The sequence below is a fragment of the Pseudomonas koreensis genome (assembly GCF_024169245.1).
Taxonomy (GTDB): domain Bacteria; phylum Pseudomonadota; class Gammaproteobacteria; order Pseudomonadales; family Pseudomonadaceae; genus Aquipseudomonas; species Aquipseudomonas koreensis_F.
In genome coordinates this window covers 3426893-3442906 of the sequence record NZ_JALJWP010000001.1, presented here as the reverse complement: position 1 = coordinate 3442906, position 16014 = coordinate 3426893, and the positions used below count along the sequence as shown (strand labels likewise).

Genomic DNA, 16014 nt, shown 5'->3' with positions numbered 1-16014 from the left:
AGCCGCCCCCTGTGCCTAACGCCACTCAGCTCAAGGCCCGCTGACAATGCCGAAATCTGTTGACCGAATTCCGCCGATGCCGCGAATCCAGGCTGTTGATCCGCGCCATTCCGAGCAGAGCTGGGAAAGCGCGCCGCAATTGCTCGCCGCGCTCAACGGCGCGCGGCTCGGTGCCTGGTATTGGGACATCGAGCGCGGGCAGATCAGCTGGTCGCGGGGCACTCAGGCGTTGTTCGGGTTTGATCCACGGCAGCCGCTGCCCGCCGACCTTGAGTACCTCGACCTGTTGCCGCCGGAAGACCGCGCGAAAACCGTGCGCGCCTTCCACGCAGTGATCGCCGGCGCGCCGCTGGAACAGGCGATGCATCACCGCATCCGCTGGCCAGACGGCAGCCTGCACTGGCTGGAAATCAGCGGCAGCCTGTTGCCGGACAAGAATGGCCGGCCCCGAATGATCGGGGTGATTCGCGAAATCACCCACCAACGCCAACGCGAGCAGGCCCTGAGCAGCTCCGAGAAACGTTTCGCTACACTTTTCCACCTGTGCCCGAACATGGTTCTGCTGACCCGTCAGGAGGACGGTCTGATCAGCGAAGCCAATCAGTATTTCGAAAGCCTGTTCGGCTGGCCGGTACAAAGCGCCATCGGCCGCACCACCCTGGAACTGGGCTTGTGGGTGCATCCCGAACAACGCGCCGAACTGGTAAAGAAAACCAAGGCCAAGGGCGAACTGATCAGCATGGAAGTGCAGTTCCGCGCCAGCAACGGTCAGGTGCATGACGGCATCCTCAGCGCGCAGAAGGTCGAGCTCGAAGGCCAGCCCTATCTGCTCAGCACATTTCTCGACACCACCGAACGCAAAGCCGCCGAACTGGCCTTGAAGGACAGCCAGGAACGCCTCGACCTGGCGCTGGATTCGGCGCAACTGGGCACCTGGGACTGGCACATCCCCAGCGGCATGCTCTACGGCTCGGCGCGCGCTGCGCAATTGCACGGGCTGGAGCCGATTCCATTCCATGAATCATTCGAGGAGTTTTTCGAAGGCGTCCCAGGCGAAGAACGCGACAGCATGCGCGACGCCTACCGCAGCCTGCGCGAAGGTCCGGCCGGCAACTATCAACTGACCTATCGCGTGCAATTGCCCGACGGCAGCTCGCGTTATCTGGAAAGCCGCGCTCGTCTCTATCGCGACGACAACGGCGCGCCACTGCGCATGGCCGGCACGTTGCTGGACATTACCGATCAGGTCGAGCGCGAACAGCGTCTGGTGGCGTCGGAAGAGAAATTCGCCACGCTGTTTCAGGTCAGCCCCGATCCAATCTGCGTCACACGCCAGGAAACCGGGGAATTCATTGAGATCAATTCAAGCTTCAGCCAGACTTTTGGCTGGAGCGCCGCCGATGTGATTGGCCACACCGCCGAGGAAATCGGCCTGTGGGACGCCTCGGCAAAGAGCCTGCAACGTATCGAACGGGTGATTCGCGAACAAGGCCTGAGCAACGTCGCGATTCTGGTTCAGCACAAGGACGGCCAGTCGCTGACCTGCGTGATTTCCAGTCGACAGATCAGCGTCGGCGACCAACCGTGCATCGTCACCACCCTGCGCGATATCACCCAGCAACAGCGCTCGGAAGCGGCGTTAAAGGCCAGTGAAGAAAAATTCGCCAAGGCGTTTCACTCCAGCCCCGACGCCATCACCATCACCGAGCGCGACACCGGGCGTTATCTGGAGGTCAACGACGGCTTCTGTCGCCTCACCGGCTATCGCGCCGACGAAGTGGTGGGTAAAACCGTTTATCAGGTGGGGATCTGGGCCGAAGAAAAACAGCGCTCGACGCTACTCGCCGAACTGCAGATCAAGGGCCGCGTGCATCATCAGGAAATGCTCGGGCGCAACAAGCGCGGCGAATTGCTCACCGTAGAAGTTTCGGTCGAGCCGATCACCCTTAACGAAACCGCCTGCCTGCTGCTTACGGCGCGCGACGTCAGCCTGCTGAAAAACGCCGAAGCGCAGATCCGTCATCTGGCCTATCACGACCCGCTGACCAACCTGCCCAACCGCGCGTTGCTGATGGATCGCCTGAGTCAGCAGATCGCTCTGCTCAAGCGCCACAATCTGCGCGGCGCCTTGCTGTTTCTCGATCTCGATCACTTCAAGCACATCAACGATTCCCTCGGTCATCCGGTCGGCGACACCGTGCTGAAAATCATCACCGCGCGGCTCGAAGCCAGCGTGCGCATGGAAGACACCGTGGCGCGCCTCGGTGGCGACGAATTCGTGGTGTTGCTGAGCGGCCTCGAGGGTTCGCGCAGTGAAGTCAGCGAGCAAGTGCGCGCGCTGGCCGACACCATTCGTGAGCTGCTCTCGGAGCCGATGTTCCTCGATGGCCAGCGCCTGCAAGTGACGCCGAGCATCGGCGTGGCATTGATTCCTGATCACGGCTCGACCCCGACCGACCTGCTCAAACGCGCTGACATCGCCCTGTACCGCGCCAAGGATTCCGGGCGCAACACCACGCAGATGTATCACAACACCATGCAGAAAGCGGCCAGCGAACGCCTGCGCATGGAGACCGACCTGCGGCTGGCGCTGTCACGCGGCGAGTTCAACGTGCACTTCCAGCCGCAAGTCGATGCCCGCGACAACCGCATCATCGGCGCCGAAGCCCTGGTGCGCTGGAACCATCCCGAACTCGGCGCGCAATCGCCCACCGAGTTCATCAAGGTGTTGGAAGACAGCGGCCTGATCCTTGAAGTCGGCACCTGGATACTCGATGAAGCCTGCAATGCCTTCAAACAATTGATCGCACTGAAACTCGTCGACCCGCTCAACTTCAGCCTGTGCGTGAACATCAGTCCGCGGCAGTTCCGCCAGAACGATTTCGTCGAACGCATCGAACACAGCATGACCAGCCACGGCCTGCCCTGTTCGCTGCTGAAACTGGAAATCACCGAAGGCATCGTCATCCAGAATCTGGACGACACCATCAGCAAAATGCGCCGCCTGAAAAAGCTCGGCGTGAGCTTCGCCATGGACGATTTCGGCACCGGTTATTCATCGCTGACCTATCTGAAACGCCTGCCGGTCGACACGCTGAAAATCGATCAGTCGTTCATCCGCGATGCGACCACCGACTCCAATGTCGCGGAGATCATTCGCGCAATTGTCGCGATGGCTCGCAGCCTTGAGCTGGAAGTCATTGCGGAGGGCGTGGAGACAGCGGCGCAATTGGCATTTTTGCAGGGGCTGGACTGCCATTTGTATCAAGGCTATCTGCATAGCCGGCCGGTGGGGTTGGAAGATCTGAAAATTCTGCTCGAATAGCGGACGCAAAAAAGGGCGCCATCACTGGCGCCCTTTTTGTTGCCCGACGTTATTGCAGGACAGGCTGTTGCGCTCCATTGATCGGGATGCGCTTGGCTTTCGCTTCTTCCGGGATCACACGGAGCAGGTCGATGCTCAGCAGGCCGTTGCGCAGGGCAGCGTCCTTGATCTCGATGTGATCGGCCAGACGGAACGACAGCTTGAAGGCTCGCTGAGCGATGCCCTGGTGCAAGAACGTGACGTTCTCGTCGGTGTCGCGCTTGCCGCCACTGATGGTCAGCACACCCTTCTCGACTTGCAGGTCCAGGTCTTCTTCCTGGAAACCGGCGGCCGCAACGACGATGCGGTATTGGTCATCACCGTGTTTTTCGACGTTGTAGGGTGGGTAGCTGCTGCCTGGCTCGTTACGCAGCGCGGTTTCGAACAGGTCGTTGAAACGGTCGAAACCTACCGAGGAACGGAACAGTGGCGCGAGAGAAAATGCAGTACTCATGATTCAAATCTCCTGAAAACAATCAGCAAGGTTTTGTGTCTCCGCGACCCGAATTCGGCATCGCGTAACCCTTAGATAGGGACCGCTGTTTTGATTTCAAGAGAATATTTTGAGATTTTTTATGCGGCCTCGACGAGCGGCAATCCGAGCAAGCGCGAGACTTGATCCGGCTCGGTTTCGCGACGCAGAACAGTGAAAAGCTCGGCGGCTTCCGGGTAGTTGCGCGTCAGCATGGCCAGCCATTGCTTGAGGCGACCAGGCGATTGACGCGCGGTCATCTGTGCCTTGGCCTGCAGCCAGAAGTCCTGAATCAGCGGCATCAGCTCGGCCCAGGTCATCTCGACGACCTCTTCGCCAGCGCGAGCGGCGGCGATCTGCCGGGCAAGATCCGGGCGGGAGACCAGCCCCCGACCGAGCATGATGTCTTCGACACCACTGATTTCGCGGCAACGGCGCCAGTCTTCGACGCTCCAGATATCACCGTTGGCGAACACTGGCACCTTGACCACGTCTTGTACGCGCGGGATCCACTCCCAATGTGCCGGCGGTTTGTAGCCGTCCATTTTCGTCCGCGCATGTACGACGATGTGCTCCGCCCCGCCTTCGGCCAGCGCCGTGGCGCAGACCAGCGAACCGTCAGGACTGTCGAAACCCAGGCGCATTTTTGCGGTGACCGGGATATGCGCCGGTACGGCGCGACGCACGTGCTCGACGATCTGATTGAGCAGCTCCGGCTCCTTGAGCAATACCGCGCCACCGCGGGATTTGTTGACGGTCTTGGCCGGGCAGCCGAAGTTGAGGTCGATCACTTCAGAGCCGAGCTCGCAGGCCAGCGCGGCGTTTTCCGCCAGGCACACCGGATCGGAACCGAGCAACTGCACGCGCAGCGGCACGCCGGACGCGGTGCGAGCACCGTTGAGCAGCTCGGGGCCGAACTTGTGGAAGTAGGCCGGTGTGAGCAACTGGTCGTTGACCCGAATGAATTCGGTCACGCACCAATCGATGCCGCCAACGCGGGTCAGCACGTCGCGCAGGATGTCGTCGACCAACCCCTCCATGGGCGCCAGAGCAATTTGCATGGGGAACACTACTTGAGGAAAAAACGTGCGGCAGTTTACTGGATATCGCAGAAAACCGCAGATCCCTCGTAGGAGCTGCCGAAGGCTGCGATCTTTTGATCTTGATCTTGATTTGCAAAAAGCAAAATCAAAAGATCGCAGCCTTCGGCAGCTCCTACCGGTCCGGGTCAGGCTGGAGTCAGGATCGCCGGGCCATAGCCTTCGATGAACTCGGCCGGCATACGCTTGGGCTTGCCGGTCGACAGTTCGATGCAGACAAACGTGGTCTGCGCGCGCAACAGGGTGGCGTTGTCGCTCGGGCGTTTGAGCTGGAAATGCCGGGTCATTTTCAGGCGCTGATCCCAGTCGACGATCCAGGTCGCCAGTTGCAGCTCATCGCCTTCATAAGCCGCGGCCAGGTAATCGATTTCGTGGCGGACGACAGCCATCGCCCGATCCAGACGCCGGTACTCCACCAGGTCCAGGCCGAGGCGCTGCGAGTGGCGCCAGGCGCAGCGTTCGAGCCAGGTCACGTACACGGCGTTATTGGCGTGCCCGAGCCCGTCGATGTCCTCGGCACCTACTTGCAGATCAATGGTAAACGGCGTTGCCCGATCCCAGCCCATGCCCCACTCCCGGTCAAAGTTTTCAACCGGGGCAGTGTAACGGAGCTCAGGCCGATTGGCGCGCCTGAAGGCTGCGACCGGCGAGCAGTGATAACACGCCATCAATCACTCGAGGGTCGGCCAGCACCCGTTGATGGCCACCACTCTCCAGCCTCAGCAGACGGCTGTCGAACCAGGCCTCGTGAATCAGTTGCGATTCCTTGACCGAGACGAAGTTGTCGTCCTCGGCGTGGACGATCAGGCCGGGCATATCCAGTTGATAGTGGGCAACGTCAAGCGTCGCGGCGCGCATGCCGACGTCCTGCTCGACCTGACGAATGAACGCCGAGCGCGCACGCGGCGGCATGCCGACCATGCGCGCGAATCCGCGCAGTACGCCGAGAATGCGCGACGGTGCGGCGATGCTGACCAGGGTTTCGGTGCGCAACCCCAATTGCACGGCGAGCATCGCGCTGGCGCCACCCATGGAGTGGCCGATAACCGCTTGCAGCGGTGGCAATTCGGCAGCGGCTTCCAGCATGGCGCGGGCGAACAGCACCACGTTGGCTTCGCGCCCGGGCGAACGGCCATGGGCCGGGCCGTCGAGTGCGACGACGGTGTAGCCTGCGTCGACCAGCGCATTGATCAGCGAAGCGAATTGCGTTGGCCGCCCTTCCCAACCATGCATCAGCAGCACCGTAGGGCCTTGCCCCCAACGCAGCGCCGACAGGCCGAAGCGCAAAGTGATGCGCTCGGAGCTCGCCAACAGCGGCAGCTCCCAGTCTCGTAGCGGCAGTGCGCGGGGCGTCATGAACGCCAGGCGCATTTTGCTCGCCACCAGTTTCGGTGCAAACCAGCCCAAGGTACCGTTAACGCCACGAACCCACTTCAACGCGTTCATCGCACTCTCCTCAGGCTTATTGCCTTCAGGTCAACGCACCGCCGACTTGGCAGCGCGCAGCAATCGATCGGATAACTCTCCCGGACCCAGCGCCCTGGCGAGGGCCAGACCACCTACCATCAGCGCGACATCAGCCAGAGCCTTGTCGGTGTCTTCAGGGCTGGCCGCCAGTTGCGCGACCATTAGCTCCAGATGCTCGTTCAGAGCGATGCGGAACGACTCCGGCAAACGTCCCAGCTCACCAATCGAGGCTGGGATCGGGCACGCCGCTTCGCTGGAGTCACGATGCTTGCGCGACAGGTAGAACGCAGCCACCAAGGCGCGACGTTCTTCGCCGGTCAGATCGGCATCCATGTCGGCGATCAGATCGCGACGCCGGCCCAGCAGTTGCTTGAACGCTTCGAGCATCATCGCGTCCTTGCTTTCGAAGTGCGCGTAGAAGCCGCCAACCGTCAGGCCGGCTGCGCCCATCACTTCGCCCACGCTCGGGTCGGCCGGGCCACGCTGGATCAGTGCGGCGCTGGCAGCCTTGAGGATGCGTTCGCGGGTTTGAGCTTTTTTATCGTTCATCGTTGCCTCCGAATATTACGACTAGAATATTATTCGCATAATAATATTCCGCAAGTCATGTATATGACCGCTGGTCTGAAGCACAGTGTAAGGAAAAAGGAAGGTTGGCCAAACGCCAGACAAACAAAAGGGCCATTCAATAATTGAATGACCCTTATAAAATCCCGCAGAGCGGGTAATCGTGGCGTCCCCTAGGGGACTCGAACCCCTGTTACCGCCGTGAAAGGGCGGTGTCCTAGGCCACTAGACGAAGGGGACACAAACCCTTCTATACAACTGATCAGTGCTGAGAGCTGATCGATTCAAGGCCGGTGTGGCCAGACCTTGAACTGTAAAATTGGTGGAGCTAAGCGGGATCGAACCGCTGACCTCCTGCATGCCATGCAGGCGCTCTCCCAGCTGAGCTATAGCCCCGGATTTTTCGCCTCGCGGCGGAGTGATCTCTTGCAACATCACTTCTGTAAAACTGGCGTCCCCTAGGGGACTCGAACCCCTGTTACCGCCGTGAAAGGGCGGTGTCCTAGGCCACTAGACGAAGGGGACGCAAACCCTTCTATACAACTGATCAACGCTGAGTGTTGATCGCTTCAAGGCCGGTGTGGCCAGACCTTGAAGTGTAAATTGGTGGAGCTAGACGGGATCGAACCGTCGACCTCTTGCATGCCATGCAAGCGCTCTCCCAGCTGAGCTATAGCCCCTCATCGCTGAGGACGGGGCGAATCTTAAGGGCGTATCGAAAGCCTGTCAAACTTATTTTTGAAAAATTTCAAAATTTTTTGTCGGGATAACAATCACTTACCGCCCTCCCCCGTAAATTCGGGAGAAACGCCGAAGGCAGGATCAAAAGATCGCAGCCTTCGGCAGTCCTGCAGAGAAGCAAAAGCAATCAGGCGATGGCGCCCAAGAGCTTTTCCCACTCCTTGTTTTCTTTCTTCGACACGCCGCCCAGCAGGTCAATCGCCTGGCGCAAGCGGAAACGGGTCAGGTCAGGCCCGAGGATTTCCATCGCATCGAGCACCGACACCGAACTCGCGTGCCCGGTGATCGCGGCAAACATCAGCGGCATCGCGTCGCGCAGTTTCAACTCCAGGGATTCGACCACCGCCTGAATCGTCGCGGTGATGCTGTCCTTCTCCCACTGACGCAGGCTTTCCAGCTTCCACAGGATCAGTTGCATCAACTGGCGAACCTGATCACCGGAGAGCTTTTTCGATTCAAACAGCTTGGCATCCGGGTTAACGCCGCCGGCAAAGAAGAATCCCGCCAGCGGTGCGACCTGGCTGAACGTTTCAACCCGGCCCTGCACGTGCGGCGCGATTTTCATCATGTATTCAGAGTTGAACGCCCACTTCTGCACGCGGGCGGCAAACTCTTCCACCGGCAGATCGCGCAGCCACTGGCCGTTGAGCCACGACAGCTTCTCGATATCGAAGATCGGCCCGCCGAGGGAAACGCGCTTGAGGTCGAAGTTGTCGACCATTTCCTGCAGCGAGAACTTCTCGCGCTCGTCCGGCATCGACCAACCCATGCGCCCGAGGTAGTTGAGCATCGCTTCCGGCATGAAGCCCATGCGCTCGTAGAACGTCACCGAGGTCGGGTTCTTGCGCTTGGACAGCTTGCTCTTGTCCGGGTTGCGCAGCAGCGGCATGTAGCACAGCTCTGGTTGTTCCCAGCCGAAGTATTCGTACAGCAAAATCAGTTTCGGTGCCGATGGCAGCCACTCTTCGCCACGCAGCACGTGGGTGATGCCCATCAGATGGTCATCGACGACGTTGGCGAGGAAGTACGTCGGCAGGCCATCGGTCTTCATCAGCACCTGCATGTCCATACGATCCCACGGGATCTCGACGTCGCCACGGAGCATGTCCGGCACCACGCAGACGCCTTCGCTCGGCACTTTCATGCGGATCACGTGCGGTTCGCCAGCGGCCAGGCGCGCCGCGACTTCTTCTTTCGACAGCAGCAGTGCGCGGCCGTCGTAACGCGGGGTTTCGCCGCGAGCCATTTGCTCGGCGCGCATCTGATCGAGTTCTTCAGCGGTGCAGAAGCACGGGAAGGCATGGCCCATGTCGACCAGTTGCTGGCAGTACTTCTGATAAATATCGCCGCGCTCGCTCTGTCGGTATGGGCCGTGCGGACCGCCGACATCCGGGCCTTCGCTCCAGTCGATACCGAGCCAGCGCAGGGCGTCGAAGATCTGCTGTTCGGACTCGCGGGTCGAGCGCAACTGATCGGTGTCTTCGATGCGCAGGATGAATTCACCGCCGTGCTGCTTGGCAAAGCAGTAGTTGAACAATGCGATGTAAGCGGTACCTACGTGGGGGTCCCCGGTAGGCGATGGCGCGATGCGAGTGCGGACGGTGGTCATGGCATGTCTCGAAAAAATGAAGAGCAGAACAATCAAGCGGCGAATGGTAACAGGCGACACCGGCCCCGCTCCAGCGGGCAGGGTATTTAAGCCACATGCCCCAAGGCCTTCCGATTGTGTGAAGGCCATTCGCGAGCAGGCTCGCTCCCACAGGGATAGGCAATTCCTCTGTGGGAGCGAGCTTGCTCGCGAAGCGGCCGGTCAGGCGACGATGATCAAACGGTCAGCAATCGTTCGCGCAGTTTGGCAATCTCGTCGCGCATCTGCGCCGCCGCTTCGAACTCCAGATCCCGCGCCAGCTGATACATCTTCTCTTCCAGTGCGCGGATGCGTTTGGTGATTTCGCTGGGCGAGCGCAGTTCGGCTTCGTACTTGGCGTTCTCTTCGGCGGCCTTGGCCATGCCTTTGCGCTTCTTGCTGCGCGAGCCCGGTACCGTGGCGCCTTCCATGATGTCGGCGACGTCCTTGAACACGCCTTTCGGAGTAATGCCGTTTTCCAGGTTGAAGGCGATCTGCTTCTCGCGACGGCGCTCGGTCTCACCTATCGCCCGCTCCATCGAACCGGTCATGCGATCAGCGTAGAGAATCGCTCGGCCATTGAGGTTACGCGCCGCGCGGCCGATGGTCTGGATCAGCGAGCGCTCGGAACGCAGGAAGCCTTCCTTGTCGGCATCGAGAATCGCCACCAGCGACACTTCCGGCATGTCGAGACCTTCACGCAGCAGGTTGATCCCGACCAGTACATCGAACACGCCGAGGCGCAGATCGCGGATGATCTCGACGCGTTCGACAGTGTCGATGTCCGAGTGCAGGTAACGCACGCGCACGCCATGGTCGGCGAGGTAATCGGTGAGGTCTTCGGCCATGCGCTTGGTCAGTGTGGTGACCAGCACACGCTCTTCGATCGCCACACGCTTGGTGATTTCCGAAAGCAAGTCGTCGACCTGGGTCAGCGCCGGCCGCACTTCAACCTGCGGGTCGACCAGACCGGTCGGCCGGACCACCTGCTCGACCACGCGCCCGGCGTGCTCGGCTTCGTAGTTGCCGGGGGTTGCGGAAACGAAAATGGTTTGCGGGCTGACCCCTTCCCATTCGTCGAAACGCATTGGCCGGTTGTCCAGCGCCGATGGCAAGCGGAAACCGTACTCGACCAGAGTTTCCTTGCGCGAACGGTCGCCCTTATACATCGCGCCAACCTGCGGCACGCTGACGTGAGATTCGTCGATTACCAACAGCGCGTCGGCGGGCAAGTAGTCGTAAAGCGTGGGTGGCGCCGCGCCGGATGGCCGCCCGGACAGGTAGCGCGAGTAGTTCTCGATGCCGTTGCAGTAACCCAGTTCGAGGATCATCTCGAGGTCGAAACGGGTGCGCTGCTCCAGACGCTGGGCCTCTACCAGTTTGTTGTTGCTGCGCAGGTATTCGAGACGCTCCTGCAGTTCGACCTTGATGCCTTCGATGGCGTCGAGCAGGGTTTCACGAGGTGTCACGTAGTGACTCTTCGGATAAAAGGTGAAGCGCGGCATCTTGCGGATGACTTCGCCGGTCAGCGGATCGAACGCGGAAATGCTCTCGACCTCATCATCGAACAGCTCGATGCGGATCGCTTCCAGATCGGATTCCGCCGGGAAGATATCGATCACGTCGCCACGCACGCGGAACGTCGCCCGGGCAAAGTCCATGTCGTTGCGGGTGTATTGCAGATCCGCCAGGCGCCGCAGCAGCGCACGCTGATCGAGCTTGTCGCCGCGATCAACGTGCAAGACCATTTTCAGATAGGTTTCCGGGCTGCCCAGACCGTAGATGCACGACACCGTGGTGACGATGATCGCGTCCTTGCGCTCCAGCAGCGCTTTGGTCGCGGAGAGTCGCATCTGCTCGATGTGGTCGTTGATCGACGCGTCCTTCTCGATGAAGGTGTCGGACGACGGCACATACGCTTCGGGCTGATAGTAGTCGTAGTAGGAAACGAAATACTCCACCGCGTTGTTCGGGAAGAACGCCTTGAACTCCCCATATAACTGCGCGGCCAGGGTCTTGTTCGGCGCCAGCACCAGCGTCGGACGCTGTACCTGGGAGATGACGTTGGCGATGCTGAAGGTCTTGCCCGAGCCGGTCACACCGAGCAGTGTCTGGTGCGCCAACCCGGCGTCAATGCCCTCAACCAACTGGCGAATGGCTTCCGGCTGATCGCCGGCAGGCTCGAAGCGGGTGACTAGCTGGAATTCCGACATACACACCTCTGGAATCGCGGCGTTCCGCGTCAGACGGAGCACCACGAGGACGACCGCAAACGACCGATGTCGCGCAAGAAAAAACCTGGATTGTGCTTAATGTGGTGGCGATTGCCTGAGCTTTCAAGGCAAACGTCCTACATCCGGTAAAGACTCTGACAAAGTCAATCGACTAACGGTCAAGAAATAATCGGAAAAACTTACCGCAAAAGCCGATTCGCCTGTCGCCATCGCGCGGTGATGGCCTCTATACTAGCTCCCCGTTTGTGCACCGCTCTAGTGCATTCGGCTGGAGCGCGACACGTCCCTCCACTCTCCATTCAGAGCCGCCGTAATAATGAGCCTGTTCTCCGCTGTCGAAATGGCACCCCGCGATCCAATCCTGGGCCTCAACGAAGCATTCAACGCCGATACCCGGACCACCAAGGTCAACCTGGGCGTGGGCGTCTACTGCAACGAAGAGGGGCGAATTCCACTGCTGCGCGCGGTGATCGAAGCCGAGACGATTCGCGTCGCTCAACACGCTTCGCGCGGTTACCTGCCGATCGACGGCATCGCTGCCTACGATCAGGCTGTGCAGAAGCTGCTGTTTGGCAACGACTCGCCGCTGATCAGCGCCGGTCGCGTCATCACCACTCAGGCCGTCGGCGGCACCGGCGCACTGAAAATCGGTGCCGACTTCCTCAAGCAACTGCTGCCGAACGCTGCCGTGGCGATCAGCGATCCAAGCTGGGAAAACCACCGCGCGCTGTTCGAAACCGCGGGTTTCCCGGTGCAGAACTACCGTTACTACGACGCTGCCACCCACGACGTGAACCGTGCCGGCATGCTCGACGACCTCAACGCCCTGCCGAACGGCTCGATCGTCGTCCTGCACGCCTGCTGCCACAACCCGACTGGCGTCGACCTGACCCCGGCGGACTGGAACAACGTGCTGGAAGTGGTCAAGGCCAAGGGGCACGTGCCGTTCCTCGATATGGCTTACCAAGGCTTCGGCGACGGCATCAATGAAGACGCCGCCGCTGTGCGCCTGTTCGCTGAATCCGGTCTGACCTTCTTCGTCTCGAGCTCGTTCTCCAAATCGTTCTCGCTGTACGGCGAACGCGTTGGCGCACTGTCGATCATCAGCGAATCGAAAGAAGAAAACGCGCGCGTGCTGTCGCAGGTCAAACGCGTGATCCGCACCAACTACTCCAACCCGCCAACCCACGGCGCCAGCATTGTTGCTGCCGTGCTGAACAGCCCGGAACTGCGCGCACAGTGGGAAGCCGAGCTGGCCGAGATGCGTCTGCGCATTCGCGGCATGCGCGAGCAGATGGTTGCCTTGCTGGCAGAAAAAGCCCCGGGCCGCGACTTCAGCTTCGTCGGCCGTCAGCGCGGCATGTTCTCCTACTCCGGCCTGACCACCGAACAGGTGCATCGCCTGCGCAACGAGTTCGGCATCTACGCCTTGGACACCGGTCGCATCTGCGTGGCTGCCCTGAACCAGAGCAACATCAAGGCTGTGACAGACGCGATCGTTCAGGTCATCTGATTTTCGCGGCGTGATCAAAAAACGGGAAGCCTTGAACGGCTTCCCGTTTTTATTTGTCTCTGGGAACGCCTTGCAACCTCTAGACTGCACACAAATCAGACCGTAGGAGCTCGTAGGAGCTGACGAGTGAAACGAGGCTGCGATCTTTTGATCTTGTTTTTTAAGATCAAGATCAAGATCAAGATCAAGATCAAAAGATCGCAGCGTTCCGCAGCTCCTACAGGTTTTGTGTACACCCAAGATTTTTGAAGAGAACCCACATGAAAAACGACAACCTGCGCGCCGACCGTGACGATCTGGATGATTTCATCCCGCGCGCTCCGGCCAAGCGTGAAAAGAGCCTGGTGCTGCAAGTCGCCACCGGGGTATTCCTCGGTGGCCTGGCCCTGTGGCTGGTGCAACTGGCGGCGACGGCGGCCTATGCCAAGCTGATGCTCGGCACGATCACCTTCGGCAGTTAAGCCAGTTCGGCGGAGCGCTGAGTGGCGGCGTCGTCGTAAATCACATACAGCGATTCGGCGATCTGGCTCTTGATGGCCTTGCTGCTCTCGAGACCGAGGACAAAACCTTCGGCCTTGCCGCCCGCACGGTTCAATTCTTCGGCGGTGCTGGCGCCGGTGATTGCATCGAAGAGTTTCTCGGCGTGCGGGCCGACGCCTTTGGGCAGGCTGATCTGGGCGGTGCTCATGCGAGCACCTCGGTGTTGCGAGTGATTTGAATCATTGGCGCGTACCTTTGCGGCGAATGGCCGGCAGCGCGTGTGACCACTTCCGGGCTGCCATGGTAGACCCCTGAGGCCATTCTGGTAACCGCCAATCGCTGACAAAATGCCGTCCGTCCCGACGAATCGCAAAAGTTGCCAGGCGGCGCTTGACTTCTCTTTTTGAATCAGTAACATACGCACCAATTCCGCAATAGCTCAGTTGGTAGAGCAAGTGACTGTTAATCACTGGGTCCCTGGTTCGAGTCCAGGTTGTGGAGCCAAATAGCAAAGCCCCTGAATCGCAAGGTTCAGGGGCTTTTTTGTGGGCGCCTGAAAAGATCAAAAGATCGCAGCCTTCGGCGGCTCCAACAGGGAAACGCTGATCCCGATGCAGGAGCTGCCGAAGGTTGCGATCTTTTAATCTGCAAACGAAAAGGCCGATCTGTACAACCAGATCGGCCCTTCTGTATTCAGCAGCGGTCAGACATGTTCGCTGCTTTTCACCTGCACCTTCGGCGCGCCATGCCCATGGTCGTGGTCATCCGGCTCGATCACCGGTACCTCCTTGCCATCGCAATCATGCAGCTTGCCATCGCTGAAGTAATCGCCTTCGCGCAGCGCGGCCAGATCGCGGTAACGCAGGGTGCGCTCTTCCGCTGCGGCAAACACCGACTGCTGATCCGAGTTGCCAGCCGTGAAGTGATTGAACGCCAGGTTGAGCAGGATCGCCATGATTGCCGACGAACTGATGCCCGAATGGAAAATCGTCGCGAACCAGCTCGGGAAATGATCGTAGAAGTTCGGCGCGGCGATCGGGATCATGCCGAAACCGATCGAGGTGGCAACGATGATCAGGTTGACGTTGTTGCGGTAATCGACCTTCGACAATGTGCGGATGCCGCTCGCGGCCACGGTGCCGAACAGCACGATTCCCGCGCCGCCGAGTACCGACGTCGGCACAGCGGCAATCACCCGGCCCATGAACGGCAGCAACCCGAGCACCACCAGGAACACGCCGCCGGTGGCGACCACGAAACGGCTCTTGATCCCGGTCACCGCCACCAGGCCGACGTTCTGCGCGAAAGCACTTTGCGTGAACGAACCGAAGATCGGCGCAAACATGCTCGACAGCATGTCGGCACGCAGGCCGTTGCCCAAGCGCTTGGAATCCACTTTGGTGCCAATGATTTCACCGACAGCGAGGATGTCCGCCGAGGTTTCCACCAGGGTCACCATGACCACAATGCACATCGACAGAATCGCGGCGAAGTGGAAGGTAGGCATGCCGAAGTGGAACGGCGTCGGGAAGCCGAACATCGGGCCGGTGGTGACACTGGAGAAATCCGCCATGCCGAGGAACACCGCCAGCACCGTGCCGATGACCATGGCCAGCAAAATCGACAGCCGCGAGATAGTCGAGCTGCCGACCTTGCTCAGCAACAACACCAGCACCAGCGTGACCGCCGCCAGACCGATGTTCTGCATGCTGCCGAAGTCCGGCGCGTGGCTGTTGCCGCCCATCGCCCAGCGTGCGGCAACGGGCATCAGCGTCAGGCCGATGGTGGTGATCACGATGCCGGTGACCAGCGGCGGGAAGAACTTGGTGATGCGTGAGAACACAGGCGTGATCAGCAAGCCGATCAACGAGGCGGCAATCACCGCGCCCAGCACCGATTGGAAACCGCCCTCCCCGCCGCTGCTGACAATCGCGACCATGGTCGCCACGCCGGAGAACGACACGCCCTGAACCAGCGGCAGCTGACAGCCAAAAAACGGCAGACCCAGGGTTTGCAGCAGTGTCGCCAGCCCCCCCGCAAACAATGAAGCAGCAATCAACAGACCAATGTCCGCCGGCGACAGACCGGCCGCCTGGCCAATGATCAGTGGCACCGCAACGATACCGCCGTACATGGTCAGAACATGTTGCAGGCCGTAAGCCATATTCGCGCCGACCCCGAGGTTTTCGTCCTCGGGCCGTTGGTGTGAAACATGGGGCGTTTTCATGGTGGGGGGTTCCCTGGTTTTTGTTATGCGCACACTGTATTCAATACTCAGGACAAATGTCCATAGAGTTGTATACAACTTATCAGTCACATAATGGTTAGGTAGCCATCCAAGCTTCTGGCTCGCGGCTTGCGCCCCCACAAATCCGGCAACACATCCCCACGGCGTCTGCGCCGGTGCCCACTAGGCTGAAGTGTTCACGGCGACCGACGGTGCGGTCGC

General features: G+C 60.1%; 12 protein-coding genes and 5 tRNA genes. 4 read left to right on the top strand and 13 right to left on the bottom strand.

The window, feature by feature from the left end; translation table 11 throughout:
- Nucleotides 1-46: 46 nt before the first annotated feature.
- Nucleotides 47-3325 (top strand): PAS domain S-box protein, encoded by a 3279-nt coding sequence (locus tag J2Y90_RS15380; protein ID WP_253500706.1) that lies wholly within the window; start codon nt 47-49, stop codon nt 3323-3325.
- Between the two features lie 49 nt (nt 3326-3374).
- Here the strand turns inward: J2Y90_RS15380 and J2Y90_RS15375 are convergent, their stop codons facing one another.
- The 11 genes from J2Y90_RS15375 to uvrB form a co-directional block, all read right to left on the bottom strand.
- Nucleotides 3375-3818, bottom strand: coding sequence for an Hsp20 family protein (locus J2Y90_RS15375; RefSeq protein ID WP_042609422.1), 444 nt, complete (start codon nt 3816-3818; stop codon nt 3375-3377).
- Nucleotides 3819-3937: 119 nt separating this feature from the next.
- Nucleotides 3938-4897 (bottom strand): tRNA dihydrouridine synthase, encoded by a 960-nt coding sequence (locus J2Y90_RS15370; protein WP_016773924.1) that lies wholly within the window; start codon nt 4895-4897, stop codon nt 3938-3940.
- 167 nt (nt 4898-5064) lie between these two features.
- Nucleotides 5065-5502: an acyl-CoA thioesterase gene (locus J2Y90_RS15365; RefSeq protein ID WP_122610307.1), complete on the bottom strand. Its 438-nt coding sequence runs from the start codon at nt 5500-5502 to the stop codon at nt 5065-5067.
- A 46-nt stretch (nt 5503-5548) separates the two neighbouring features.
- A complete protein-coding gene (locus tag J2Y90_RS15360; protein WP_016773922.1) occupies nt 5549-6382 on the bottom strand; it encodes an alpha/beta fold hydrolase in 834 nt (277 codons plus the stop codon).
- 30 nt (nt 6383-6412) lie between these two features.
- Nucleotides 6413-6952, bottom strand: a complete 540-nt coding sequence (locus J2Y90_RS15355; protein ID WP_016773921.1) for a TetR/AcrR family transcriptional regulator — start codon at nt 6950-6952, stop codon at nt 6413-6415.
- 182 nt (nt 6953-7134) lie between these two features.
- A tRNA-Glu gene (locus tag J2Y90_RS15350) sits at nt 7135-7210 on the bottom strand.
- An 80-nt stretch (nt 7211-7290) separates the two neighbouring features.
- A tRNA-Ala gene (locus J2Y90_RS15345) sits at nt 7291-7366 on the bottom strand.
- A 53-nt stretch (nt 7367-7419) separates the two neighbouring features.
- Nucleotides 7420-7495 (bottom strand) — tRNA-Glu (locus J2Y90_RS15340).
- 79 nt (nt 7496-7574) lie between these two features.
- A tRNA-Ala gene (locus J2Y90_RS15335) sits at nt 7575-7650 on the bottom strand.
- A gap of 188 nt (nt 7651-7838) precedes the next feature.
- The gene (gene gltX / locus J2Y90_RS15330; protein WP_253500705.1) at nt 7839-9320 is read right to left on the bottom strand and encodes a glutamate--tRNA ligase; all 1482 of its coding nucleotides are present in this window, start codon (nt 9318-9320) and stop codon (nt 7839-7841) included.
- A 215-nt stretch (nt 9321-9535) separates the two neighbouring features.
- Nucleotides 9536-11551: an excinuclease ABC subunit UvrB gene (gene uvrB, locus J2Y90_RS15325; RefSeq protein WP_042609418.1), complete on the bottom strand. Its 2016-nt coding sequence runs from the start codon at nt 11549-11551 to the stop codon at nt 9536-9538.
- A gap of 337 nt (nt 11552-11888) precedes the next feature.
- Here uvrB and J2Y90_RS15320 point away from each other — a divergent pair, with 337 nt between their 5' ends.
- Both J2Y90_RS15320 and J2Y90_RS15315 read left to right on the top strand, forming a co-directional pair.
- The gene (locus tag J2Y90_RS15320; protein WP_253500704.1) at nt 11889-13085 is read left to right on the top strand and encodes an amino acid aminotransferase; all 1197 of its coding nucleotides are present in this window, start codon (nt 11889-11891) and stop codon (nt 13083-13085) included.
- 260 nt (nt 13086-13345) lie between these two features.
- Nucleotides 13346-13546: a hypothetical protein gene (locus J2Y90_RS15315; RefSeq protein WP_016773917.1), complete on the top strand. Its 201-nt coding sequence runs from the start codon at nt 13346-13348 to the stop codon at nt 13544-13546.
- Here J2Y90_RS15315 and J2Y90_RS15310 read toward each other — a convergent pair.
- The gene (locus tag J2Y90_RS15310) at nt 13543-13773 is read right to left on the bottom strand and encodes a hypothetical protein (RefSeq protein WP_253500703.1); all 231 of its coding nucleotides are present in this window, start codon (nt 13771-13773) and stop codon (nt 13543-13545) included. The genes J2Y90_RS15315 and J2Y90_RS15310 overlap by 4 nt on opposite strands.
- Nucleotides 13774-13993: 220 nt before the next feature.
- On the opposite strand from J2Y90_RS15310, the gene J2Y90_RS15305 reads away from it, so the two are divergent.
- A tRNA-Asn gene (locus tag J2Y90_RS15305) sits at nt 13994-14069 on the top strand.
- Between the two features lie 199 nt (nt 14070-14268).
- On the opposite strand, the gene J2Y90_RS15300 is transcribed toward J2Y90_RS15305, so the two are convergent.
- A complete protein-coding gene (locus J2Y90_RS15300) occupies nt 14269-15792 on the bottom strand; it encodes a nucleobase:cation symporter-2 family protein (RefSeq protein WP_042609415.1) in 1524 nt (507 codons plus the stop codon).
- Nucleotides 15793-16014 lie beyond the last annotated feature (222 nt).